This window comes from Blochmannia endosymbiont of Camponotus pudorosus (assembly GCF_059934925.1).
Genome location: NZ_CP011793.1, coordinates 57,827 through 83,587 on the forward strand (window position 1 = coordinate 57,827; position 25,761 = coordinate 83,587).

General features: G+C 27.0%; 21 protein-coding genes, 2 tRNA genes and 1 other RNA gene. 12 read left to right on the plus strand and 12 right to left on the minus strand.

Going from position 1 to position 25,761, the window contains the following annotated elements; all coding sequences use genetic code 11:
- Nucleotides 1-132: 132 nt before the first annotated feature.
- The 3 genes from rsmI to Bpudo544_RS00270 all read left to right on the plus strand — a co-directional run bounded on the left by rsmI (nt 133) and on the right by Bpudo544_RS00270 (nt 2,294).
- The gene (gene rsmI / locus Bpudo544_RS00260) at nt 133-987 is read left to right on the plus strand and encodes a 16S rRNA (cytidine(1402)-2'-O)-methyltransferase (RefSeq protein ID WP_500825368.1); all 855 of its coding nucleotides are present in this window, start codon (nt 133-135) and stop codon (nt 985-987) included.
- 42 nt (nt 988-1,029) lie between these two features.
- An RNA gene (gene rnpB / locus Bpudo544_RS00265) (RNase P RNA component class A) lies at nt 1,030-1,465 on the plus strand.
- A gap of 265 nt (nt 1,466-1,730) precedes the next feature.
- On the plus strand, nt 1,731-2,294 hold the full coding sequence (locus tag Bpudo544_RS00270; protein ID WP_500825369.1) for a DedA family protein: 564 nt from the start codon (nt 1,731-1,733) through the stop codon (nt 2,292-2,294).
- A gap of 89 nt (nt 2,295-2,383) precedes the next feature.
- Here Bpudo544_RS00270 and Bpudo544_RS00275 read toward each other — a convergent pair.
- From Bpudo544_RS00275 to rpsU, 4 genes are all read right to left on the minus strand, one after another.
- Nucleotides 2,384-2,457 (minus strand) — tRNA-Ile (locus Bpudo544_RS00275).
- 350 nt (nt 2,458-2,807) lie between these two features.
- A complete protein-coding gene (rpoD, locus tag Bpudo544_RS00280) occupies nt 2,808-4,655 on the minus strand; it encodes an RNA polymerase sigma factor RpoD (protein ID WP_500825370.1) in 1,848 nt (615 codons plus the stop codon).
- A 157-nt stretch (nt 4,656-4,812) separates the two neighbouring features.
- Nucleotides 4,813-6,591: a DNA primase gene (dnaG, locus tag Bpudo544_RS00285; RefSeq protein ID WP_500825371.1), complete on the minus strand. Its 1,779-nt coding sequence runs from the start codon at nt 6,589-6,591 to the stop codon at nt 4,813-4,815.
- Between the two features lie 137 nt (nt 6,592-6,728).
- Nucleotides 6,729-6,944 carry a 30S ribosomal protein S21 gene (gene rpsU, locus Bpudo544_RS00290; protein ID WP_500825372.1) on the minus strand — a complete coding sequence of 72 codons (216 nt, stop codon included), beginning with the start codon at nt 6,942-6,944 and terminating at the stop codon, nt 6,729-6,731.
- Between the two features lie 178 nt (nt 6,945-7,122).
- On the opposite strand from rpsU, the gene tsaD reads away from it, so the two are divergent.
- Nucleotides 7,123-8,196 carry a tRNA (adenosine(37)-N6)-threonylcarbamoyltransferase complex transferase subunit TsaD gene (tsaD, locus tag Bpudo544_RS00295; RefSeq protein ID WP_500825373.1) on the plus strand — a complete coding sequence of 358 codons (1,074 nt, stop codon included), beginning with the start codon at nt 7,123-7,125 and terminating at the stop codon, nt 8,194-8,196.
- Nucleotides 8,197-8,268: 72 nt separating this feature from the next.
- Here the strand turns inward: tsaD and plsY are convergent, their stop codons facing one another.
- Nucleotides 8,269-8,844, minus strand: coding sequence for a glycerol-3-phosphate 1-O-acyltransferase PlsY (plsY, locus tag Bpudo544_RS00300; protein WP_500825374.1), 576 nt, complete (start codon nt 8,842-8,844; stop codon nt 8,269-8,271).
- 107 nt (nt 8,845-8,951) lie between these two features.
- On the opposite strand from plsY, the gene Bpudo544_RS00305 reads away from it, so the two are divergent.
- Nucleotides 8,952-9,347, plus strand: coding sequence for a dihydroneopterin aldolase (locus tag Bpudo544_RS00305; RefSeq protein ID WP_500825375.1), 396 nt, complete (start codon nt 8,952-8,954; stop codon nt 9,345-9,347).
- A 143-nt stretch (nt 9,348-9,490) separates the two neighbouring features.
- Nucleotides 9,491-10,351 carry an undecaprenyl-diphosphatase UppP gene (uppP, locus tag Bpudo544_RS00310; RefSeq protein WP_500825376.1) on the plus strand — a complete coding sequence of 287 codons (861 nt, stop codon included), beginning with the start codon at nt 9,491-9,493 and terminating at the stop codon, nt 10,349-10,351.
- 109 nt (nt 10,352-10,460) lie between these two features.
- Here uppP and Bpudo544_RS00315 read toward each other — a convergent pair whose 3' ends face one another.
- On the minus strand, nt 10,461-11,690 hold the full coding sequence (locus Bpudo544_RS00315; protein ID WP_500825377.1) for a multifunctional CCA addition/repair protein: 1,230 nt from the start codon (nt 11,688-11,690) through the stop codon (nt 10,461-10,463).
- Nucleotides 11,691-11,895: 205 nt separating this feature from the next.
- Between Bpudo544_RS00315 and hldE the strand changes: the two genes are divergently transcribed.
- Nucleotides 11,896-13,386 carry a bifunctional D-glycero-beta-D-manno-heptose-7-phosphate kinase/D-glycero-beta-D-manno-heptose 1-phosphate adenylyltransferase HldE gene (gene hldE / locus Bpudo544_RS00320; RefSeq protein WP_500825378.1) on the plus strand — a complete coding sequence of 497 codons (1,491 nt, stop codon included), beginning with the start codon at nt 11,896-11,898 and terminating at the stop codon, nt 13,384-13,386.
- Nucleotides 13,387-13,528: 142 nt separating this feature from the next.
- Here hldE and Bpudo544_RS00325 read toward each other — a convergent pair whose 3' ends face one another.
- Nucleotides 13,529-13,792: an accessory factor UbiK family protein gene (locus tag Bpudo544_RS00325; protein WP_500825379.1), complete on the minus strand. Its 264-nt coding sequence runs from the start codon at nt 13,790-13,792 to the stop codon at nt 13,529-13,531.
- Between the two features lie 338 nt (nt 13,793-14,130).
- Here Bpudo544_RS00325 and ribB point away from each other — a divergent pair, with 338 nt between their 5' ends.
- The gene (gene ribB / locus Bpudo544_RS00330; protein ID WP_500825380.1) at nt 14,131-14,787 is read left to right on the plus strand and encodes a 3,4-dihydroxy-2-butanone-4-phosphate synthase; all 657 of its coding nucleotides are present in this window, start codon (nt 14,131-14,133) and stop codon (nt 14,785-14,787) included.
- A gap of 248 nt (nt 14,788-15,035) precedes the next feature.
- Nucleotides 15,036-15,770 carry a 1-acylglycerol-3-phosphate O-acyltransferase gene (locus Bpudo544_RS00335; protein WP_500825381.1) on the plus strand — a complete coding sequence of 245 codons (735 nt, stop codon included), beginning with the start codon at nt 15,036-15,038 and terminating at the stop codon, nt 15,768-15,770.
- Between the two features lie 106 nt (nt 15,771-15,876).
- On the opposite strand, the gene metC is transcribed toward Bpudo544_RS00335, so the two are convergent.
- The 3 genes from metC to cutA form a co-directional block, all read right to left on the minus strand.
- Nucleotides 15,877-17,052 (minus strand): cystathionine beta-lyase, encoded by a 1,176-nt coding sequence (gene metC / locus Bpudo544_RS00340; RefSeq protein WP_500825382.1) that lies wholly within the window; start codon nt 17,050-17,052, stop codon nt 15,877-15,879.
- Between the two features lie 380 nt (nt 17,053-17,432).
- Nucleotides 17,433-17,505 (minus strand) — tRNA-Phe (locus Bpudo544_RS00345).
- Nucleotides 17,506-17,723: 218 nt separating this feature from the next.
- Nucleotides 17,724-18,047 carry a divalent-cation tolerance protein CutA gene (cutA, locus tag Bpudo544_RS00350; RefSeq protein ID WP_500825383.1) on the minus strand — a complete coding sequence of 108 codons (324 nt, stop codon included), beginning with the start codon at nt 18,045-18,047 and terminating at the stop codon, nt 17,724-17,726.
- A 413-nt stretch (nt 18,048-18,460) separates the two neighbouring features.
- On the opposite strand from cutA, the gene Bpudo544_RS00355 reads away from it, so the two are divergent.
- The 3 genes from Bpudo544_RS00355 to efp all read left to right on the plus strand — a co-directional run bounded on the left by Bpudo544_RS00355 (nt 18,461) and on the right by efp (nt 21,227).
- Nucleotides 18,461-18,754, plus strand: a complete 294-nt coding sequence (locus Bpudo544_RS00355; RefSeq protein ID WP_013516405.1) for a co-chaperone GroES — start codon at nt 18,461-18,463, stop codon at nt 18,752-18,754.
- Nucleotides 18,755-18,804: 50 nt separating this feature from the next.
- Complete coding sequence (groL, locus tag Bpudo544_RS00360; protein ID WP_500825384.1) at nt 18,805-20,445, plus strand: chaperonin GroEL; 1,641 nt, start codon at nt 18,805-18,807, stop codon at nt 20,443-20,445.
- A 206-nt stretch (nt 20,446-20,651) separates the two neighbouring features.
- On the plus strand, nt 20,652-21,227 hold the full coding sequence (gene efp, locus Bpudo544_RS00365) for an elongation factor P (protein ID WP_500825385.1): 576 nt from the start codon (nt 20,652-20,654) through the stop codon (nt 21,225-21,227).
- Nucleotides 21,228-21,306: 79 nt separating this feature from the next.
- On the opposite strand, the gene mscM is transcribed toward efp, so the two are convergent.
- On the minus strand, nt 21,307-24,645 hold the full coding sequence (mscM, locus tag Bpudo544_RS00370) for a miniconductance mechanosensitive channel MscM (RefSeq protein ID WP_500825386.1): 3,339 nt from the start codon (nt 24,643-24,645) through the stop codon (nt 21,307-21,309).
- 193 nt (nt 24,646-24,838) lie between these two features.
- Nucleotides 24,839-25,741, minus strand: coding sequence for an archaetidylserine decarboxylase (gene asd / locus Bpudo544_RS00375; RefSeq protein WP_500825387.1), 903 nt, complete (start codon nt 25,739-25,741; stop codon nt 24,839-24,841).
- Nucleotides 25,742-25,761: the final 20 nt, after the last annotated feature.

Genomic DNA, 25,761 nt, shown 5'->3' on the forward strand with positions numbered 1-25,761 from the left:
AATTAGTAAAGATTTGAATTAATATAATAGTGCAATTCATTATATAATAATGAATTTATTGTCTAAATATAATGTGTTTTTGATTGTGTTTAGTGTGATTTATTTTGATAGATAGTGTGAATATATATTCAAGTGAATTTAAATAATGCGTTATATATTGTGCCTACTCCTATTGGTAATTTACAAGATATTACATATAGAGCGTTATCTACATTACGTCAAGTAGATTGTATTATTGCGGAAAGCACTTGTCGAGTTAGGGTTCTGTTAAATTTTTTTTCTATTAAATCATCTATATATATTATGAATAGATATAATGAAGAAAGCAGAATTCCTTTATTAATTTCAAAACTGCAGGAAGGATATAATTTAGCTTTAATTTCTGATGCAGGAAGCCCTTTAATTAGTGATCCAGGATATAGGTTAGTACAAACTTGTCATGAAAAGAAAATAAAAGTAATTTCATTGCCTGGACCATGTGCTGCTATTGCAGCACTTTGTGGATCTGGATTACCTGTAAGTCGTTTTTGTTTTGAAGGATTTCTTCCATCTAAACAAAGTTTACGAATACATCGTTTGAAAGAATTATCAAAAGAATCAAGAACTTTAATTTTTTATGATGTAAAATACAGGATCATAGATAGTTTAAAAGATATAGTATCTGTTTTTGGAAAAACACGTTATGTTGTATTAGTAAGGGAGTTAAGTAAAATTTGGGAGAGTATTTATGGAGCGCCAGTAGATAAATTGTTGTTTTGGATACAACAAGATACATCTCGTATAAAAGGAGAGATAGTATTGGTTATATCAGGATATAGTGATAAAAATTATAATAAATTATCTCCACGAGTATGGGATGTAATGAGGTTGTTAGCATCAGAATTGTCTATAAAGAAGGCTGCGACTTTAGTTGGAAAGATATATGGTATTAAGAAAAATATTTTATATCAAAGGTATTTATATGAAAAATTAAATAAAAATAAATGATATACAATTAATTATGTAATATTTGTAAGTATTTTAGATATAAAAGTTGATTAGGCAATCGCTGCTTTTAATTTTTTTTTGAATTATAAAAGAAATAAAATAAAAGGAGAGGAAAGTCCGGGCTCCGTAGGACAAAGCGCCAGATAATTCCTGGGGGATGTAAATCTACGACAAGTGCAACAGAAAAGATACCGCCATTTTTAATAATATATATTATTATACACATTATTAATATAATTTATAGTAAAAGTAATATGTACAGAATGAAAATGGTAAGGGTGAAAAGGCGCGGTAAGAGCGCACCATACAATTGGTAACAATTTGTAGTAATGTAAACTCCGCTTGGAGCAAGGCTAAATAAAAGTTCTATAGCATGGTCCGTGCTGAATTTGGGTAAGCCGCTTTAATTTATATGTGAATATAAATATAGATAAATGATTGCCCTAGACAGAACCCGGCTTAAAGATCAACTTTTATATCATGCATAAACTATAATGATTACAGATATAAATGTATGTAAAAAATAATAGATGATTTTATAAGATATAGCATATTAGTAATGTTTTTTAAATTTTTAATGGAATTGCATGTTAAATCCAAATTTAATTTTATTTTTTTATTGTATTACAATAAGATATTTGATAAGCAAATTTACTGATATTATTAAAGTTTATGGGTTTTTTATCTTTAAAAAATTATGTTAAAACCAATATACATATTTATTGTATATTAAATAAAAAATTATGAATATATTAAAAGAATTATTAAGTGTAGTGACTCAAAATGGTTTAACATTATCTTCTAATATTAAATTAATTTTAATTTTTTATATAGTGGTGTTTATTGTATTATTTTTAGAAAATGCTATTATTCCAGCTTTTTTTTTGCCTGGAGATAGTTTATTAATTGTTTTAGGAATATTAGTTGAAAAAGGTATATTAAATTTTTTTATAACCTTAAGTATTTTAACTACTGCTTCTAGTTTAGGTAGTTGGGTAAGTTATTTGCAAGGAAGATTTTTATTAAAAAATAAAAGAATATTGAATTATTGGGTATCATATTTACCTAGACAATCATATCAAAAAGCAAGCAATATGTTTAATAAACATGGATTGATGGCTTTGTTTATGGGTCGTTTTGTTGCTTTTATCAGAACAGTTTTGCCAATTATTGCTGGAATATCTGGATTAAATTCATTTAAATTTCAATTATTTAATTGGATTAGTTCATTTATGTGGGTATTAATTTTAATTATTTTAGGGTGTTGTGTGGGACATATAGAATATTGTTTAAATTTTATTTTATGATTTTATAAGAATTATATTCATAAGATAAGGTATAAAAATTTTATAACAACAAATACAAATAAAAACTGTTACATCATAATGATGATGCATGGCCCCTGCTGGATTTGAACCAGCGACCAAGCGATTATGAGTCGCTTGCTCTGACCATCTGAGCTAAGGGGCCATTTTTATCTACCAAAGTTAATTCTACAAAACAGATTATACTATATATAATCTATAATACATACAAGCAATAAAATTAAAAAATAATATTTATTTTATATTAAAAGTATAATGAATTAAACATGTGTAATACTTTATAAGTATAATAAAATTTATAAAGTATATATTGTTACGAATATATAATGATTAAATATTTGTTGATCATAAAGAGCAATAGAAGTAATTGATATATGAAAATTTTCTGTGTTGATTATCATGTATACTGATTAGATTTGTCTATAGTTTTTATTGATATTATTATGTATTTTTTATTTTTATTTCTACCATCAATTGTAAATAGATTAATTATTATTAATCATCATCTAAAAAACTTCTTAATATTTCAGAACGACTAGGATGTCTTAATTTTCTTAAAGCTTTTGCTTCTATTTGGCGAATACGTTCTCGTGTTACGTCAAATTGTTTACCTACTTCTTCTAAAGTATGATCAGTATGCATATCAATACCAAATCTCATACGTAATACTTTTGCTTCTCTTGGAGTTAATCCAGAGAGGACATCGTTTGTAGCAGCTTTTAAATTATCTGATGTTGCTGAATCTAAAGGTAAATCAAGACTGGTATCTTCAATTAAATCTCCAAGATGTGAATCTTCATCATCACCTATAGGAGTTTCCATGGATACAGGTTCTTTAGCAATCTTTAATACCTTTCTGATTTTATCTTCAGATATTAACATACGTTTTGAAAGCTCTTCTGGTGTAGGTTCACATCCTGTTTCTTGCAAAATCTGTCTTGAAATACGATTAAGTTTATTTATGGTTTCAATCATGTGCACTGGAATTCTAATAGTACGAGCTTGATCTGCTATAGATCTAGTAATAGCTTGACGGATCCACCAAGTCGCATAAGTAGAAAATTTGTAACCACGACGGTATTCGAATTTATCCACTGCTTTCATTAATCCAATATTACCTTCTTGTATTAAATCTAAAAATTGTAATCCTCTATTTGTATATTTTTTGGCAATAGATATAACTAATCTTAAATTAGCTTCAACCATTTCTTTTTTAGCTCTTCGGGCTTTAGCTTCACCAATAGACATACGTCGGTTAATATTTTTTACTTGTTCTATTGTTAATCCTGTTTCTTTTTCTATTTGATATAGTTTCCTTATGCTTTGTTGTATTTCTTCATTAACTGTATATAATTTTTTAGACCATGATTCATCTATAGATAATGCTTTAATTAGCCAAGTTTTATTAGTTTCGTTACCTGAAAATAAATCAATAAACTTTTTTTTTGGCATTTTGCTCATATCTACACATAATCTCATGATTAATCGTTCTTGAAAACGAATTCGGTCCATCATAGTGCGCATGTTATTAACTAAATAATCAAATTGTTTTGGAACTAATCTAAATTGTTTGAATACTTCAGAAAGTTTTAAGATTTCAGATAATGATTTATTATGGTTTCGGCCATTATTTTTAATTGTTTCTCGAGTGATTTCATATTGTTTTTGTAAAGTTATAAATTTTTTTCGAGCTAATTCCGGATCAATATTATTATCATCATCTTCATTTTCTGTATTATCTTCATCATCTGTTATAACATTGGATGAAATATGATTAATAGGTTGTGTTGTTTGTATTGTATTAATGTTTTGATTTATATCAAGATCAACAAAACCAGTAATTAAATCTGATAGACGAGTTTCTCCTGTTTCTACACGTTTATATTGTTCTAGTAAATAAGTGATTGCTTCTGGATATTCAGCTACTGAACATTGTACTTGATTAATTCCATCTTCAATTCTTTTAGCAATATCTATTTCTCCTTCTCTAGTTAATAATTCTACAGCACCCATTTCTTTCATATACATGCGAATTGGATCTGTAGTTCTTCCTAAATCTGGGTCTACATTAGATAAAGCTTGCATTGCAGCTTCTGTTGCGTCTTCTTCATCATTATTAACAACTGTATCACAATTTTTTGTTAATAAAAATTCATCAGAATCAGGAGCTTCTTCCATTACTTGAATACCCATATCATTCATCATTTGAATAATATTGTTTAATTGGTCAGAATCAATAATATCTTCTGGTAAATGGTCATTTACTTCAGAAAAAGTTAAGTAACCTTGTTCCTTTCCACGAGTAACAAGTAATTTTAGTTGTGATTGTGGGTTATGTTCCATAAAACGACTCCCACGAGTGTAAAAAATAATATTTCAAATTAACAACGATTATCTTCATATATAATTTTAATTAAAATGTTAACAAATGAAAAGTAAAACAAAGTATCTTTTTGATAACTATTATTAGTAGTATATTATTAGTATATGATATCATTACTTATTTCAATATATGTGTTAAAGATAACTTTCGGTTCAATGTCCAAAGTTCTTGGCGTTCTTCTTTTGTTAAACTATAGACTCGATCTTGCGCAATAAGTATATTTTGTCTTTGTTCGAGAACTAAATTATATAATTTGGTTAAAGAATTGATAAAAGTGACGACAATCATATCTTTTTTAATTGCATGTTTCCAATGTGCTAATTTTTTAAGAGTAATAAAAAAGCAATCATTTTTAGCATTTTTATTATAATAAAAATTTAGCAATTGTGCAGTAGTTAAAGTCGGATAGGATTTACATAATTTCACCAAGTCTATAAATATTTTTATTTTATTATATGTAAGTTTTTCTAGTCCTTGTATAGTTGGAACTAATTTAGCAAGTTTTGGGTTTTGTATCAATAATCCGATTAAAATATGTTCTGTGTTATATGGGATATAATTTTTATATTGTATATTATTGATAGATTTATTTTTTTGTGTAAGTAGTTGATTTAGTTTGTTTTCATCTAATATTCCAATTATTTTGCTGAGTTTTTGTTTTAAACATAATTTTAATACTTGACCTGGAATTTTATCGATTATAGGTAATATTAAACTACTTAATTTAACTCGACCTTCTAATGTATGTAAGTTTGTTTCTTTAGATAAAGTTTCAAATAAAAAATAGGATAAGCTATGTGCTTTCATAATATGTTTTAAAAAATTATCTTTTCCTATTTTACGTATTAATGTATCAGGATCTTCTTGATTAGGTAGAAACATAAAACATATTTCTCGATTGTCAGTAAGATATGGTAGTATAATTTTAAGTGTACGCCAAGCGGCTTTTTTCCCAGCATCATCACCATCGTAGCAGCAAATGATTTGATCGGTAACATTATATATTGAGCGAATATGGTTAACTGAAATAGATGTGCCTAGTGTTGAGACTACATAATCTATTCCAAATTGTGTTAAAATTATTACATCTATATATCCTTCTACTAATAATATGTAAGGAATATTTTTGTGTTTTTTGCAAGTTTCGTAAAATCCATACAAATACTGATTTTTTTTAAAAATATCAGTATCTGGAGAGTTTAGATATTTAGGTTGTTTATGATTTTGATGAATAACTCGGCCACCAAATCCGATTATTTTTCCTGATTGATTTTTCATAGGAAATATAATACGTTCACGAAATCGATCATATTTGTTTTTTTGTTTATTTGTTATTAACATTCCTGACTGAGTTATTGATTTATGATCATATGTTTTAAGATTTAAGTTATAGTTGATATTATTCCATCCTGTAGGAGCAAAACCGATATTAAAGTTTAAAATAGAACTATCGGTTAATCCTCTATCTTTTAAATATTTATAAGCATAAGAATATTTTTCATTTGTTAAATTATTTTGGTAGTAATTACATAAATCATACATAAATTTATGCAAATTATTTTTATAATAGATTTGATCATAATGATTGTGGTGTAAAAAATGTTTTATAGAAATTCCATGAATAGTAGATAATTTTTGTATAGACTCAATAAACGTGTATTGATTATAATTCATTAAAAAATTTATTACATTACCGTGTGCTCCGCAGCTAAAACAATAGTAGAATTGTTTTTTAAAACTTACAGTAAAAGATGGAGATTTTTCTAAATGAAATGGACAACATGCAACAAAATTTGAACCTTTTTTTTGTAAAGGTACTTGTTGATTAACTATATTAACAATATTAGTACGTGATATTAATGTATCGATTAATGTTGTTGGAATACGAATAATCATACTTGTATCATATTCATATCGGTTGTTATTTGTTAATGATGATAAAAATCAATTAATTATATGGATAATTATATTCTAATAATAATATAAAAAGTTTGTTTTATTTTGAATGATGAAATAATTATTGAAATAGTATATTAAAATGATTTGATTCGTTTAGAGTTTTCTCTGATTATTTTTTTCATGTGTCTTTTTATAGCTGATGCTTTTGCTCTTTTTCGTTCTGTGGTAGGTTTTTCATAAAATTCTCTACGACGTACTTCTGATAATATACCTGCTTTTTCGCATGATCTTTTAAAACGACGTAATGCTACATCAAATGGTTCATTTTCACGTATCTTAATTATTGGCATATTTTCCTCTTATTAATTTGTATTATTATATTGTTATATAATTGACGTTATTTTATAATTCATAGCGATAATATCAATTTTTTTATTATAGTGCAGAATATTTAATTTTTCAAAATATTTGATTAATTATTATTGTTATCTAAATGTAATAATGTATATAAATAAAGTAATATAATATATGCGTGTTTTGGGAATTGAAACTTCATGTGATGAAACTGGAATAGCAGTATATGATCAAAACGAAGGATTGTTAATAAATAAGATATATAGTCAAAGTTTATTACATTCAAATTATGGAGGAGTTGTGCCAGAATTAGCAGCAAGAGATCATATATTGAGAATTATCCCTTTAATTTTGTCTGTGTTAAAAGAAACTGGATTAAATTCATCCGATATACATGGGATTGCTTATACTGCTGGTCCAGGTTTAGTAGGGGCGTTATTAGTAGGTTCTGCTGTTGCTCGTTCTTTAGCATATTCATGGAATATACCTGTTATTGATATTCATCATATGGAAGCTCATTTGTTAGCACCTATATTAAATCTGAAAAATATAGTTTTTGATGCTAATTTTTATTGTAATTATGCTAATACTATTAAATTTCCTTTTATTGCTTTATTAGTATCTGGAGGACATACTCAACTTGTGATGGTAAATACAATAGGAGAATATAAAATTTTAGGAGAGTCAGTAGATGATGCAGTTGGGGAGGTATTTGATAAAATTGCGGTATTATTAGGATTAAAGTATCCTGGTGGAGCTGCATTATCAAAAATGGCTCGAGATGGCATACAAGATCGTTATATTTTTACGAAACCAATGATTAATAAACCAGGTTTAAATTTTAGTTTTTCTGGACTAAAGACAGCTGTATCACGAGTAATTATGTCATTAAGAATTAACGATAATCAAACTAAAGCTGACATTGCATGTGGATTTGAACGTGCTGTAGCTGAAACTTTAACTATTAAATGTTATCGCGCTTTAAAACAAACAAAAATAAAAAATTTAGTAATTTCTGGAGGAGTCAGTGCTAATTGTGTGTTACGATCACATTTGTCGAAAATGGTAAATTCTATTCAAGGTAATTTATTATATCCAAAATTAGAATTTTGTACGGATAATGGAGCTATGGTAGCTTGTGCTGGTTTGATCAGGTTAAAATCAGGACTAGTGGCTAATCCTGATTTATCTATTTCAGTAAAACCTCGTTGGTCATTAGAATCGTTGTCTAAAGTAGAAATTAAGTGAAATATATTTAATTTTAATCTTATTTGTTTACGTACATAAATTTATGTAAATATTAAAATAGTAGTTATGAATTTAAAGACGTTTTTCCTGATGTTTCCATAATCGCTTAATATTATTAATATGTCGAATTAATATCAAGCAAGATAATAATATAATTAATAAAAAGTGTGGATATTGAATATACCATGCATAAAGTGGAATTATTAATGAAGTAGTTATTGATCCTACAGATGAATATTTGAAAAGTAATACAGTAACAATCCATGAACTAATCATAATAATAAAAAAGTTAATATCTATTGTAGACAGACTTCCAAATGCAGTAGCAACTCCTTTTCCTCCTTTGAATTGGAAGAATATAGGATACATATGTCCTATGCATGCAAAAATAGTTATTATGTGTAAATAAATAGAAGGAATTTTAAAATATAATCCTATACAAATTGGAATAGAACCTTTTAATATATCAAAGAATGTTACATAAATTGCTAACTTATAACCAAATATTCTAAATATATTAGTAGCTCCAGGATTTTTAGAACCGTTATCTCTGGGATCGGATAAATGAAAAATTTTACATATTAAAATAGCTCCAGATATTGATCCTAATAAATAAGCAAGTATTATTAATATAGTAATTATGATCATGAGAATTTAGAGTAATAAGTTAAATAACAATTATTATACATATTTGGTTTGGTGTAAACTAAATATTAATATTTGTTTTATTATTGGATAAATATGAATTTTAATTTATGAAACTTTTATATATAGATCAATTAGTAGTAATGGCTAGAATTGGCGTATACGACTGGGAAAAGCAATGCTTACAAAAATTAGTTTTTGACTTACAATTAACTTATGATGATAAAATTTTTGAATTTGATTCAAGTACACTTATTTACTTAGATTATACTAAAATAAATAAAGTAATATTAGATATAATAAATTCGAGACATTTTTTAATAATTGAAAGTGTTGCAGAAATAATAATAGAAAATTTAATGAGTAGATTTCCTATAATTTCCTGGATCCAAGTAAAAGTCAACAAACCAAATGCGATACGTAATGCGTATAATGTTGGGTTTTGTATTTCACGAAGCAAGATGAATAGTTCTAAGAAATTCAAATTATATACAGGATTAAAATAATTAATATTATATAGATAAAAATGATAATTAATTGTTTTATTAATATTAGCTATATGTAGTTTTAATATTAATTTTTAGAATTTGTTTATATTTTATATTATGTATGTATTTACCATTACGTAAATTATGAGAGATTTAAAATAATGTTAGATACGTTTAAATTAATTGTCGCTTTAATTTTAGGTGTAGTGGAAGGTATAACTGAATTTCTTCCTATTTCTTCGACAGGACATATAATTTTAATTGAAAAGTTATTATTAAATTGTGATATGGACGATCTTGTAATAAAAACTATTACAATAACTATTCAATTAGGAGCCGTTTTAGCTATTTTAATAGTTTTTTGGAAAGATTTGTATTGTGTTATTAAACATAGTGTACTCAGTTTTTTTGGTTCAAGATATAATAGTATTTCTTGTTTAGGAGTGTTACATATATTTATTGGAACTATTCCAGGAATAATCGTTGGATTTTTATGTTATTCAAAAATTGAATTGTTGCTATGTAATCCAATTATTATTATGTATGGTTTAGTGGCAGGAGGAGTATTTTTATGCATTGGAGAATGGCGTTGGTATAAGTTATCGTTATTGTCAAAATATAGTATAACACTAAATATAAATAATATAACTTATTACCAAGCTTTTTTAATAGGATTATTTCAATGTTTAGCTTTTTTTCCAGGATTTTCTAGATCTGGCGCAACTATTGGGGGTGGGTTATTAGTAGGTTTAGATAGAAGAGTAGCATCTCAATTTTCATTTTTTTTAGCTGTTCCAATTATACTTGGATCTGTTATATTTGCTATATGTCGTTATAAGGCTGATATTAATGATATTACTGATATATATATAATTGTTGTGGGATGTGTAACAACGTTTGTTATTTCAATATTTTCTATTAGATTTTTATTAGGAGTAATTCAGAGTATTTCTTTAATTCCATTTGCGATGTATAGATTTATGTTAGCCTTAGGAATATATTTAGGATTAAAAAGTGTGTAATATTTTGTGTAGATTAAACATGATTTTGTATAATATTTTTATTAAGGATGATTGTGAAGTTTTAAATAAAAATATAAATATTGTGTCAGTAAAAAAATAAATAAATTATCTATAGTTCTTTTTTATTCCATGTTCTTAAAAGGTGTAATCTTCTGTTGTATAATTCTCGCCCTATATGAATTTTATAAAATCCATCGTTTATAATTTCATTGACTTTTATTTGATTAGTTAACGTAAAAGCCGTTCGTAAAAACTTTTCTTGATAATATAAGCATTGAATATAAGATTTATTATCTAATAAATGAGATTTATTCATATAAATAATTAATTCAATGTTTTCTGGGCAACGCCAGCAATTAAATTCCTTAAATATTGTCATAATCATTCTTTCAGATAATCTCGTAACATCATATAAATAATTATAGTAAATAGAAACTATTGTTGATAATTTTAAAATATTATTTGGAATTTTTAATCTTTTGCATAAAGTATATACTGATGAATGTGTTGATTGTGTTGTTATATTGTTATAGTGAGATTGTTTGGATAAATTATATTGTTCACCTAAATTACAACATAATATTGCGAAACGTACAGCAATATTTTTAGTTAAACGAGAGATATTAAACAATTTGCACATAGTATGATCACCTATGTTATTACAATTGAAATGCCATTTTTTTGAACTGGATATTGTAAATAATGTATATAATTCAGGGAATAATATTTTTAATGCACCACATTTTTGTAAAACTTGGAAATATACTTGAGGATTCTCTGTGAGGAGAGCTTTTTTAGTTTCCATCCATATGCGTTCTGAGGATAATAATTGTAATTCTTTGGAAGAAGACATTTGAGTTATAAGTTGTAATGTTTCTGAAGCAATAGCGAATCCCATATGTTTAAATTTTGCAGCAAATCTTGCAACCCTTAAAATTCTTAATGGATCTTCATGGAATGAATTAGAAACATGTCTTAGTAATTTTAGTTTAATATCTCTCTGTCCATGATATGGATCCAACAAGTTTCCATTCATATCATATGCCATAGCATTAATAGTTAAATCTCTACGGTACAAATCTTCTTCAATAGTAACAGAAGGATCAGTATAACAAGTAAATCCTGTATATCCTAATCCAGATTTACGTTCAGTACGAGCTAGAGCATATTCTTCATGGTTTTCAGGATGTAAAAATACTGGAAAATCTTTACCAACTTGTTCGTAGCCTATTTCTAACATTTTTTGAGGATTTGTACCTGTTATAACCCAATCTTTTTCTACAATGGGTAAATTCAATAATGAATCTCGTACTGCACCTCCTACTAAATATTTTTTCATATTTTTTGTTGAATCTAAATCAAAATTTTTATGTAAAATATATATAATAATTATTAATGTTATATTTATGAACATTGATTTTTGTTAATAAAAATAATACTACAAATTTTATTTATTATGTGTAGTATAAGAATATTAATTAATATGTAATAATAATGTTTTAAAAAATTAAGTTACAATTTATTAATGATATTTAGGTATGTTAATGAAAGATTATAATTGTTGTTCTGTAAATTTTTTAAAGTCTAATGTATTAATAGTTGGAGATGTAATGTTAGATCGGTATTGGATAGGACCTACTAATACAGTTTCTTTAGAATCATCATCATCTTCTGCTGTACCGATAGTTAAAGTTAATAAAGTGATTAATAGACCAGGTGGAGCTTCTAATGTTGCAATGAATATTGCTTCGTTAGGAGGAAAAGTAAGATTAATAGGATTAACAGGGACAGATAAATCTGCTCATATTTTAAAAAAACAGCTTACAAAATTTAAGGTAAAGTGGAATGTTATTGCATTAAATAAATACTCTACTACCCTAAAATTACGAGTATTATCTAAGAATAAACAATATATTCGGTTAGATTTTGAAAAAAATATTAGAAATATTGATACAACTCAGTTGATGAATCAAGTTAAATTACATTTAAAAAAACATAAAATTTTAGTGTTATCTGATTACGCAAAAGGTACTTTAGATAAAATAGAAGAAATAATAGAATTAGCACGTTTAGAGAGTATTCCAGTAATAATAGATCCGAAGGGGATACAATTTTCTCGTTATAAAGGAGCAACTATATTAACTCCTAATATGTCAGAATTTGAATCAGTTGCTGGATTTTGTCGTAATGATAGAATTTTAATTAATCGTGCTCGAGAGATTATGAATGATTATGATTTTTCGGCGTTATTAGTGACTCGAGCTGAACGAGGTATGGTTTTATTAAGAAAAAAAATAATAGATCCGTTATACTTAGAAGCTCAATCAAAAGTGGTATATGATGTTACTGGAGCTGGGGATACAGTTGTTGGGGTATTATCTGCAGCTCTATCATCTGGTATTAGCTTGGAAAAAGCGTGTTTTTTAGCCAATTTAGCTGCAGGAGTAGTGATAGGTAAATATGGCACTTCTACTGTTGATATAAATGAAATGAAAAATATTGTTCAACAATATGAATATGAAAAAATACCATTTGGTATTATATTAAAAGAAAATACTTTAAAAAGAATTGTATCTTTAGCACGTAGTAGAGGAGAAAAAATAGTAATGACCAATGGTGTATTTGATATATTGCATTATGGACATGTTAATTATTTAACTAAAGCAAAGAAACTTGGAGATAGGTTAATTGTAGCAGTAAATAGCGATGAATCTACCAGAAGATTAAAAGGGAAAGAAAGACCTATAAATACTCTAAAAAAACGTATGTTTGTTTTGTCTGCTTTATCTATGGTGGATTGGGTGGTTCCTTTTTATGAGGATACTCCTGCTAGATTAATTTCAGAAATATCTCCTGATTTTTTAGTAAAAGGAGGTGATTATAGTGTTTGTGAAATTGATGGAAATAAAGAAGTTTTTAGTAAAGGAGGAAAAGTATGTGTATTAAAATTTCATGCTGGTTATTCTAGTAGTAGAATAATTAATTTTATTCAAAATAATACGGTAAATAAAATTAATATGAACAAATTTAGTTAAGTTAATAAAATTTTATTTTTTGTTATTGGAATGTTTTTTTAAAAATATTTATATGACAAATAAAATAAAGTAAAGATAAAAATTTTCGAATATATTGTGTTAATTTATATGTTATATTTGTTTTATAATGTTTATTGTATTATTAATTTTTATTAAACTTTTGTTTACATACTTCTTCTAATATTTCTACTCTTTTTTCTAGTTTTTTTATTTTTTCTTGTATTTCAAAAAGAAATTGAGATTGTGCATCAAATTCTTCTTTATTAGGAATATTCATGCAATCAAGTTGACTTTGTAATATTTTTCGTATTTTGGAATCTAAATCGCACGTAAAGTTAGAAATAGCTTTAGGAATGGATTCATGTAAATATCGAGCAAATTTTTCAATAGTTTTAGGATCAAACATAGGAAATATTCTTAAATTTTATTCTACATGTTGTTAATATAAAAATATTGTAATTAAATTTACTTTATAGGTAATTAGGTAATAATTAACAGAAATAAAATTATACAATTTTAAAATGATATTGTAAATTTATCCTTCGGTTGAATTTGTATTTTTACAAATAAAATTATAATATTTTATTAGTTGTTAAAGAATAGAACAGTTGATGTTGATAATGTATTAAAAAATTAAGTATTGTATTAAATTTTTATTTTATTAAATTAATTAAAATTTTTAATATATACTTCTTAACATTATAAGAAGTTTTAGTAAAGTATTTATCGAGAATTTAAATAATTATGTACCAACGAGAAGATCTTTTACTTGAATTTGGAACTCCGATAGAACGTGTTCGAAATGCATTAGATGCGTTGCATGAGGGTCGTGGAGTTTTAGTGATAGATGATGAAAATCGAGAAAATGAAGGAGATATGATATTTGCTGCAGAAAATATGACTGTTAATCAGATGGCTTTAGCTATCCGACATGGTAGTGGTATAGTTTGTCTATGTTTAACAGAAGATAGATGTGAGCAGTTAAATTTACCGATGATGGTAGAAAATAACAGCAATAATTATAAAACTGCTTTTACTGTTACTATAGAAGCTTCAAAAGGTGTAACTACTGGTGTTTCAGCAAGGGATCGATTAACTACTATCAAGACTTCGATAGAAGATTGCGCAAAACCTTCTGATTTAAATCGACCTGGACATGTGTTTCCTTTAAAAGCGAACAATGGAGGAGTATTAATGCGATTAGGTCACACAGAAGCTGCAGTTGATTTAGTTACATTAGCTGGTTTAAAAAAACCATTTGGAGTGTTATGTGAAGTTACTAATGAGGATGGTAGTATGGCTCGTACTGTAGAAATAGTTAAATTTTCAAAACAGTATGGTATGCCTGTATTAACTATTTTAGATTTAGTAACTTATATTAGTTGTAGAAGTAAACTTTAAAGTTGTATATTTATTAAATAAAAGATAATAAATTATAATATAGTATTATATATACAATATATGTATAATATTTATTCTCTAAATTAGAGTAATTAATATCTTTTTTTTTGATAAAGATATGTTTTTATAAAATAATGTTTGCATTATTATATTTGTTGTATATATATTGAAGATTTATTTTTTTGTAAAATAAGTATTATATATTTGGTATATTTTTACCAAAAGTAGTGATAGATGTTTGTTGATATATGATTGCTATAATTCGTGTAGTTTTAATTTTGATAATATCAATTAATATTTGTGTGTTTGGCATAGTTTATTGTTTATGTGTTTCTAGAAAGTTATGTTGTGTTAATGTGTTTAGTCAATTATTTGGATATATGGCTTTTATTATTGGAGTGAAGATTGAAGTACGTAAATCTAAAGATTTGTCTAAGTTTAAAAATTATGTATATATTTCTAATCATCAAAATAATTATGATATGGTAACAGTATCTAATGCAGTACAACCGAATACTATAACAATAGGAAAAAAAAGTTTATTATGGGTTCCATTATTTGGTCAATTGTATTGGTTAAGTGGAAATATATTGATCAATCGATCGCATTGTAGTATACAGAAAACTCGTAAAGTTTTATTAAAAATTATTAATATTATTAAAGTTTATGGTATGTCAGTATGGATTTTCCCAGAGGGAACGAGAAACCGTGGAAAAGGATTATTACCTTTTAGAACAGGAGCTTTTTATACAGCAATTTTTGCTAAAGTTCCTATTATTCCGATTTGTGTATCCAATATATCTAATAATAAAATTAAATTGAATCGTTGGTCAAATGGATTGGTAATAATTGAAATTATGCCTCCTGTAGAAACATGTCGATATAAGCTCAATCAAGTTCGTAATGTAACTGCACATTGCCATAAAATTATGCAATTGAAAATTGATGAACTTAATAAGGAGGTAATGTTTAGAGAAAATTAAGCATCTTTAAAATTCATAATTGAGTATATTCATTTCATAAATGATTGCATTAGTTTTGTTTAGTTTGTTGTGGTTAATGATTTAAGATAATACTTTATATTAAAAATTAGATACGATCTAATCCATTTGATAGATCTTGAAGTAAATCTTTATAGTGCTCTAGTCCTATATGTATTCGCACTAATGTGCCTGTAAAGTCTAATAATCCAACAGGACGGATAGCGTGTAATTCTTCTGCCTGATTTGTTATAATTAACGACTCGAATCCTCCCCAAGAATATGCCATTTTAAAATATTTAAAATTATTAAGAAAATTTGATAGCTGCATATTAGTAAGACGTTGTTTTAAAATAAAAGAGAATAGTCCGCTAGATCCACTAAAGTCTCTTACAAAATATTCATGACCTTTACAGTTAGATAAAGCTGGATGATTAACTTGATGTATTTTTGGATGTGTAGACAACCAATGAGCTATATTCAATCCATTTTCTTCGTGTTGTTTTAATCTAGTATGTAATGTACGTAGTCCACGAGTTGCCATATATGCAGTATCCGCATCAATAATTTGCCCCATTAAATAAGAGTGTTCTTTTAATTGGTCCCAACATCTGGCATTAGATACTGCAGTACCGAGCATACCGTCAGAATGTCCTAGAATATATTTTGTACCAGATTGAATAGATATGTCTATTCCTATTTTTAAAGCTTTCAGAAAAACTCCTGCTGACCAAGTATTATCTAACAATATAATAATATCTTTTTTTTTTGTACGTGCTGCTTTAACTATTTCGGGGATATTTTGTACTTCCATGGTAATAGAACTAGGAGATTCTAGAACAATTAATTTAGTATTATTTTGAATAAGACTGGTAATATTAATACCAATTAATGGATTGAACCAAGTAATTTGAATGTTCATTTTTTTAGAAATTACTCGACAAAAATTTTGAGTTGGTTCATAGGCTGAGCCTGTAATTAAAATATGATCTCCTGCAGTTATAAATGCAAGAATTGTATGAGTAATAGCAGCTGTACCACATGGGTATAATGTGCAACCTGATCCGCCTTCTAATTCCATCATAGATTCTTGTAGAGAAAAATGAGAAAGAGTACCATATCTTCCATAAAATAATTTTCTATTCATTCGGTGTTTAAAGGCATCTTTTTTTTGTTCGACGGAATGAAAAATAACTGAAGATGCTCTTTGAATGATAGGATTTACCGCACCTTGTGTAAAATTTTTATTTCTTCCAGATATGATAAGTTTAGTTGCATCTCTCATGATATTAATACACTTATAATTTTTGTTAGGTTATATACAAATTTTTTATAAGTATAGCATTACATTATTGATGCACAATATATTTATCTAGATTTTTATATTTTAAATCAAAGGTTTAGTATATGTTTGTTATGCATGCATGGATAGTATGTTATATATAAAATATATAGATATTTGATGTTTAATATACAGAATGTTTAAAAATCTATAGTTTATTTAGTATTATTATTTTTAATAGTAGTGTAATTTTCTGTGAGTTTTTGTGTGAAGGAAGTATAAATTATCAATTGAAATTCGTACCAATTTTTAATTTAAGTTTATTCTAAATATATTTAAGATGTTTATATATTTTTATAATAATATAATATTAATATGCAATGTGCCCGGACTTGGAATCGAACCAAGGACACGAGGATCTTCAGTCCTCTGCTCTACCAACTGAGCTATCCGGGCAGAAAATTATGATAATCTTAGTTAGGATAATACTATATAATATATGTAGTATACAATAAATACTGAAAAAATTGATGAAGATTTTTAAAAATTCAATTGAATATGAATTAGAAAATGAATGTAATCTTAAAAGAGAACAGCAGGAGTTTTTGTGTTGATTATTATATTAGTGATGTAAAGATAAATTGTTGCGCATGAAGTAAAGTAAGAAGATATTTTTATTTTAAAGTGTTGATCATCCAATTTAAGTAATTTAATTCAGAATTAATTATAGGTATTGATAATAATTCCGGTATAGAATAAGGATGAAGTTCTTTAATTTTATTAAAAATTTCTTTCTGTAAATCAGATTTTGTTTTGATTAAAAGTTGTAATTCATTGGAAGTTTCTAATTTATTGTTCCAGTAATAGTAAGAGTGTACATTATTTAATAGGCTTATACATGCTGCTAATTTTAGATGTAATAATATTTGTATCAATTCTAAAGCAAATTTTTTTTTATTAGGTAAAGTACATAGAATAATAATCATTTTGTTTGTCATTGTAAAAACTAATAATTCCTATTATAATGAGTTAAAATATTTAATTTATTATTATACGGTATTGTAACAATATATTAAATACAATAAAAAAATTGTTTTAAACGAGTTAACAGTATATTTGTTATCTATCAGCATGTGATCGATGATATTTTTAATAAAATTTAATGTAATGAGTATGTTGATATTTGTAAAAAAATTAGATAAATTATGTTTTGTTAGTCTTTTTATTGCTGAAAAATTAGAATAATTAAGTTTTATATAAAAGTTTTTATTATAACCCCTTGAAGGAATGATGAATGCCCCCATTTTACATATTGTCTTGAGAAGATAATGGTATAAAGTTTTATTTTTTAATTATGATTAAATGAGATATTGTAAGTAGATGTAATATTATAATAATTAGGGAGCGTTAAATGAAAATTCGTCCATTGCATGATCGTGTAATTGTAAAACGTAAAGAAGTTGAATCAAAGTCTGCTGGGGGTATCGTATTGACCGGGTCTGCAGCTGGAAAGTCTACACGAGGTGAAGTGTTGGCTGTTGGTCATGGCCGTGTTTTGGAAAATGGGGAAGTAAAAGCTTTAGATGTACGCGTTGGTGATACAATTATTTTCAATGACGGGTATGGTGTAAAAGTAGAGAAAATTGATAATGAAGAGGTATTAATTATGTCAGAAAACGATATCCTTGCTATCGTTGAAAAATAATTAGTGACTAACTTATTAATTTAACTAAAAATTTTTTAAGGGAAAATGAAATGGCAGCTAAAGATGTAAAATTTGGTAATGATGCTCGTGTTAAGATGCTTAGAGGAGTTAATGTTTTAGCCGATGCGGTGAAAGTTACATTAGGACCAAAAGGTCGTAATGTGGTATTAGATAAGTCTTTTGGAGCTCCGGTAATCACTAAAGATGGTGTGTCTGTAGCACGAGAAATAGAATTAGAAGATAAATTTGAAAATATGGGGGCTCAAATGGTAAAGGAAGTAGCCTCTAAAGCAAATGATTCTGCTGGGGATGGTACTACAACTGCTACTGTATTAGCTCAATCTATAGTTAATGAAGGATTAAAAGCAGTTGCTGCTGGAATGAATCCAATGGATTTAAAGCGTGGCATAGATAAAGCAGTAGTAGCAGCGGTGGAAGAATTGAAGAAACTATCTGTTCCGTGTTCAGATCCTAAGGCTATTGCTCAGGTAGGGACTATTTCTGCAAATTCTGATGAAACTGTAGGCAAATTAATAGCTCAGGCGATGGACAAAGTTGGTAAAGAAGGAGTTATTACCGTAGAAGAAGGATCCGGATTGCAAGATGAATTAGATGTAGTTGAAGGCATGCAGTTTGATAGAGGGTATCTCTCTCCTTATTTTGTTAATAAACCAGAAAGTGGAGCTGTTGAGTTAGAACATCCTTTTATTTTATTGGCTGATAAAAAAATATCTAATATTAGAGAAATGTTACCGATATTGGAATCTGTGGCGAAAGCTGGAAAGCCTTTATTGATTATAGCTGAAGATGTTGAAGGAGAGGCTTTGGCTACTTTAGTGGTCAATAATATGCGTGGAATAGTAAAAGTTACCGCAGTAAAAGCGCCTGGATTTGGAGATAGACGTAAGGCTATGTTACAAGATATTGCTATTTTAACTGCAGGTACTGTAATTTCTGAAGAAATTGGATTAGAATTAGAAAAAGCCACATTAGATGATATGGGTCAAGCTAAGCGTGTGGTGATTACTAAGGATGCAACTACTATTATTGATGGAGTAGGAAATAAGTTAGCAATAGATAGTCGTGTTGCTCAAATTAATCAGCAACGTGATGAGGCTACTTCTGATTACGATCGTGAAAAACTTCAAGAACGTGTAGCTAAATTAGCTGGTGGTGTTGCAGTGATAAAAGTGGGAGCTGCTACTGAAGTTGAGATGAAAGAGAAAAAAGCTAGAGTTGAGGATGCTTTGCATGCTACTAGAGCTGCAGTAGAAGAAGGTGTTGTTGCTGGTGGAGGCGTAGCTTTGATCAGAGTAGCTAATGCTATTAGAAATTTGTGTGGAGATAATGAGGACCAGAATGTTGGAATTAAAGTAGCAAGACGGGCTATGGAAGCTCCTTTACGTCAAATCATGGCAAATGCTGGGGAAGAACCATCCGTAATAGCTAATAATGTTAGATCTGGAGAAGGAAATACAGGTTACAATGCTGCAACTGAGAAATATGGAAATATGATAGAATTAGGTATTTTAGATCCTACTAAAGTGACTAGGTCTGCATTGCAATATGCAGCTTCTATAGCTGGATTAATGATTACGACGGAATGTATGGTTACAGAACTTCCTAAAGAAGATAAGCCTGATTTAGGTGGAGCAAATCCTGGAGCTGGAGGTATGGGTGGCATGATGTAATGTTGGAATAATTATTATTTTTTGTTATTTGTATTATTGTTCCACATAGATAATAGTAAATGAAGTGTGTTTTTGCACCTAACCAACCCAAACGCTTGATATACTATGGACCATAGTATATCAAGCGTTTGGGTTGGTTAGGTGCAAAAAAAAAGAGTTAAGTACTTGTTATTAAGTAAGTGGTAAGGTTATAGAAAGTTAAATTTATGATACACTATGGGATTAATGAATTAAAAATTGGATTAAAAGTGATTCAAAATAAAGAACCATGTGTTATCATCGGCAATGAATGTGTCAAACCTGGGAAAGGATTATCGTTTAATAGAGTACGTTTAAAAAACATAATATCTGGAAAGATATTAGAAAGAACATTAAAATCCGGGGAATATTTAGAATTAGCTGATGTTGTTGAAACTAAATTAATATACGTGTATAGGGATAATACTTTATGGTATTTTATGGATGAAATAAATTTTGACCAAATTTCTATTAATTCAAATTTAATAGGAGAATCTGAAAAATGGATGAAAGAACAATTGGGTTATTTTGTTACTTTTTGGAATAATAATCCGGTTCTTGTTGTACCTCCGGATATTATGTGTCTTCGAGTTGTCAAAACAGGTCCAGTTCTGAAGAGTGCTTCATCGTTGTCAACATCTTCTGGAAATAAATTAGCTACTTTAAGTACAGGAGCAGTAGTAAGAGTTCCTTTTTTTATTAAATCTGAAGACTTAATAAAAGTTAATACTAGTACAGGAACTTATATTTCTAGAGTAAAATAATCATTTAAATAAAATTTTACATGTTTAAAAATCAGAATGTAATGATTTTTTGTATATATGAAGGTTTTGTTTGGTTTGATTAGTATGTTGGTTTAATTTCGTTGAAGTGAGTGGTATTTTTAATATAAGAAGTTAAGTCAACAGCAGTTGTATGTTCTTTATATAAATAAATGGGAAAACATGGTAATTCTAGACCATTATCTTTATAGTATTTTATAATACTTGTGTTAATTTGATGGCGTAAAGGAACTCGGGATTTTATATTTGCAGTGTATATTCGAATTTCAAAAATAGATAATCCTTGTTGAAAATCTATTAAATATACTTCTGGGGAAGGAGTATCTAGAGATAAAGAGGAGTTTTTTATTATTTTAGTAAGTGCTTGTATCATTTTTTTTGTATCTATTTGTAATGGAGCAGGGATTCTAAAGATTACTCGAGTCATTGTATCTGAGAGTGACCAATTAATAAATTTTTTTGTAATGAATTCTTTATTTGGAACGATAATTTCTTTATGATCCCAATCAGTAAGTACTGTTGCTCGAATATTGATTTTAGTAACATTTCCAGTAAAATTGTGAATAGTTATGGTATCTCCAATACGGATTGGTTTTTCAAATAAAATCATTAATCCAGAAATAAAATTTGCAAAAATTTCTTGTAATCCGAATCCTAATCCTACCCCTAATGCTGCGATTAACCATTGAATTTTTACCCATTCTATTCCTATTAGAGAAAATCCTATTAATCCACCTGATAACATTGAAATATATTTAGTTAATGTAATAATGGCATATTCTGTACTTGGAGTGAAATTTAAGTATTGTAATAGTGTTAATTCTAGAAAAGCTGGTAAATTTCTTACTGTTATTGTAGTAATGATCATTACTACAATAACAGTAAGAAATTTATTTAATGTTATAGGTTGAATATTTTCAATACCTTTAATAGTAGATTTTACATCCCATAGTGTAATATTTTCTAAAAAAGAAAAAGCAAAACGTAATTCAGACCATAATAAAGTCATTAAAATTAAGGCGATTAAAGTAATAATAGATCTTATAAGTTGTAATGATTGTGTGCTTATAACTTCGAGATCTAAAGATTTTTTATTATTATTAACGAATTGTTCTTTTTTTATTAATTTTTTTTCTAAATTAGATTCATTATAATTTTCAGTAATTAATTGAATTTCTTGTTTTGTTTTAGATCGTTTAAATGCAATACGTCTACGTTGAATACACATCCACCTTCGAATTAAATGATATATTATTAATAATATAATCCAAATCAATAGTGATGTTTCTAACCGAATTAACAATTCTTGAGCAACAAATAAGTAGCCAATTGAACAAGAAATAGCTGCAACAATTGGAGCAGCTATCATAATATTCCATAAAAATTGATTAATTATATTATCAGAAGAATTGTATTTATTTAAATATAAAGGCAATCCTGAACGTTTTAAATTAGCAGTGAGATATATTAAATAAATGCACAATATAAAAAAACATACTCGGCCTAAAGTATTAGAGAATTCTCTATTGTTATAATTATTAAATACAACTAAAGATGTTGTTAAAATTGTAATTGAAGTTGCTGACCAAAAATAATTTTTAGAAAAGACTTGTTGCATTCTTTTTTTAGGCCATCCAAAATGAATGATAAATAATCCTTGAGGAGATGCAAAATAACTGCTTACTATGAATATCCATAACATAAAAGCTGTAGCGTGCATTCCATCACCGATAGAGACAATGATTGGATATGGCCAAGCGTGGTTTAAATTATATCCTATACTAATCCATAAAATTGGTATAGGTAAAGCCATAAACATAGAACTCCATACGTTGTGAAAGGTTATTAAAAAATTATCTCGATTAACTTTACCTACATATTTACTGGTTGTTTCTAAAAATTCATAATACCAACGGCGTACTCCGAAATGTAGTCCTAATGACATCATAAAACAAAATGTTGTTGGTATTAATGTTTTAGGATTTGTGAAAATCATGCATAATGCAGATTTAATTTGATTATAAAAAATATTATTGGTTAGTAGTTTGCATATATCTTGATATACATGTATTGGATAATATATGGTAATAGGACAAATATCAGCTACCCAAAATAAGTAACGATGAGTAGCTTGTTGTACTGCTTGTATAGAATCTTTAAGTTGATCATAAAGTAATTTTAGTTTTGTTAGCTCGAGAATTTGATTATCATAATTATTTAATAAAGATACAATTAATTCTTTCTGTATGTTTAATTGTTTTTCAAGAATATTTTTTTGCGTAAGTGTTAATGCTAATTCATCATCTTGTTTGCTACTTAATATAATATTAGGAATTTTATTTATATAATTCTCGTACTGTAATCGTTTTGCTTTTAGTTTAGCCATATCATTATCTAATTGTTGAATTTTAGGTTTTTTAGGTAAATTAGCAACTTGAGAACGTAATGTTTCTCCAAGAATTGGAGATTTATTTATCCATTGTGATTGTTCAACTAAATTCGAAAAAACTTGATTTACTTGTAAAATATGAGTTTCAATTTCTCTTTGTCTTAAGATAATATTATTCATATCTTGAGTGTGTTGAGTGATTAATAATGAGAGATCATGGTTTATATATAATTGGTTTTTTATAGACTTTGGCAATGCATTATGTTGTTCTTCTAAAATTTTTTCAGTATAAGCAATAGCTTGATCAGCTTCTTTATGACGAAGATAAATTAATTCATTCTTTAATATTTTTAATAAATTATTTGTATAATTATATTTTTTTTTTATCAGTGCTATTTTTAATTTAATTAATTCCTTTCGGTTATTAGCACTTAATTGAGCTAATTCTAGTTCAACTAATTTTAATCGATTAGCAGAGCGTTCTGCTTGAAATGAAATAAATTTGGCATATACTGTATCAGTATTAGTAAATAAAATTTGTTGTTGTTCTAAATTATTTAATATATTTTTAATAGTAATTTGTTGTTGTGGTAATAGTTTTAATGTTACATAAATAGAATGTAATTGATCTTCTTCTTGCACAAGAAATTCAGATAAGTTTATTAATTGATTGTTAATTTGGAATATTTTTTGTTGTAATTCATGAATAGTTAGATTTTGATATATATTTGTTGGTTGTTCGTGTATGTTGTTATATTCGGTTTGTAATTGTAGAATTATATAAGAAAAATTGTTTATAACATGTTGATATTCTTTAATTTTTTCGTTAGATAATTTTTTTTCAGCAATAAAATATAAAGCAGATTTTAAAAGATCTATAGTAGTTTTTTGATTATTATTAATATAATTTAATTTTTCAATTTGTTGTAAATCTTTTTTAATTTTTTCTTCATCTAAAAGATCATAAGAAAGCACTTCTATAGCAAACAAACAAATACTTATGTATATCATTGTAAAAAAGGAGGTAAATATATATTTTTTTAGGATCATGCTATAATTTGATAAATAGAGTTATTAAATTACATGTTATAAATACTAGAGGTAAATACAAACAGAACATCAAGAAATCTTATTTGTTTTTAAAGATTTCTTGATGTTCTGTTTGTAAAATATGTTTGCGCTCTGCATATATTCAATTATTTATTTATGACAATTGTTTTCCTTGAGCTAAAGACATTCCAATCCTAGCAGTATCATTTTGTTTTAATTGATTATTTAAAAATACTGTATCGCCATTAAATAAATTAATAACAGTAGACCCTAACTTAAAAATACCCATTTCTTCTCCTTTAGATAAGATAACAGGCGCATTATTATCAGTCGTAGTCATTTTCTTATTATTGTTGTCTAAAGGAGGATAGTGCCAATGTTTGACCATTCCTGTTCTAGGAGGAATGATTGTTCCACACCATGTAGTTTCAATGCTACCAACCATTGCAGCTCCTACCAAAATTTGAGCCATATACCCAAATTTTGTATCAAACAAACAGATTATTTTTTCATTTCTAGATAAAATATTGGGGATATTTTTGAAAATTTTAGGATGTACAGAAAACAGTTCTCCTGGTATATATAATAATTCTCTCAATGTTCCGGTACAAGGCATATAAACCCGATGGCAGTTCTGAGGAGGTATATATATGATGCTAAAATTCCCATTTTTAAAATAATCAATTATTGTGTCGTGTCCTGCGAGTAATTCATCTAAATAATAAGAACAATTTTTGATTTTGAAAAGATGAGTATCATTGATTTTACCAATTTGAGATATTATTCCATCTGCAGGTATTATTAAAGTATCTGGGTCTCTATTAATAGGCCTAGAACTTATATCGAATTTTCTAGCGAAAAAGTCATTAAATGTTGCATAATCATTTATGTTTGGATTAGAGCATTCTTTTAGATCTATATTATAAAATTTAATAAACAATCTAATGGAGTACTGAGTTATTAGTCCTCCTTTTAAAGATGCTCCTAATCCTGCTAAATAAGTAATCCATTTTTTTGGCAACAAATATTGTAGTATAACTTGTATTTTTTCGGACATATTATCATACCTAATGTAAG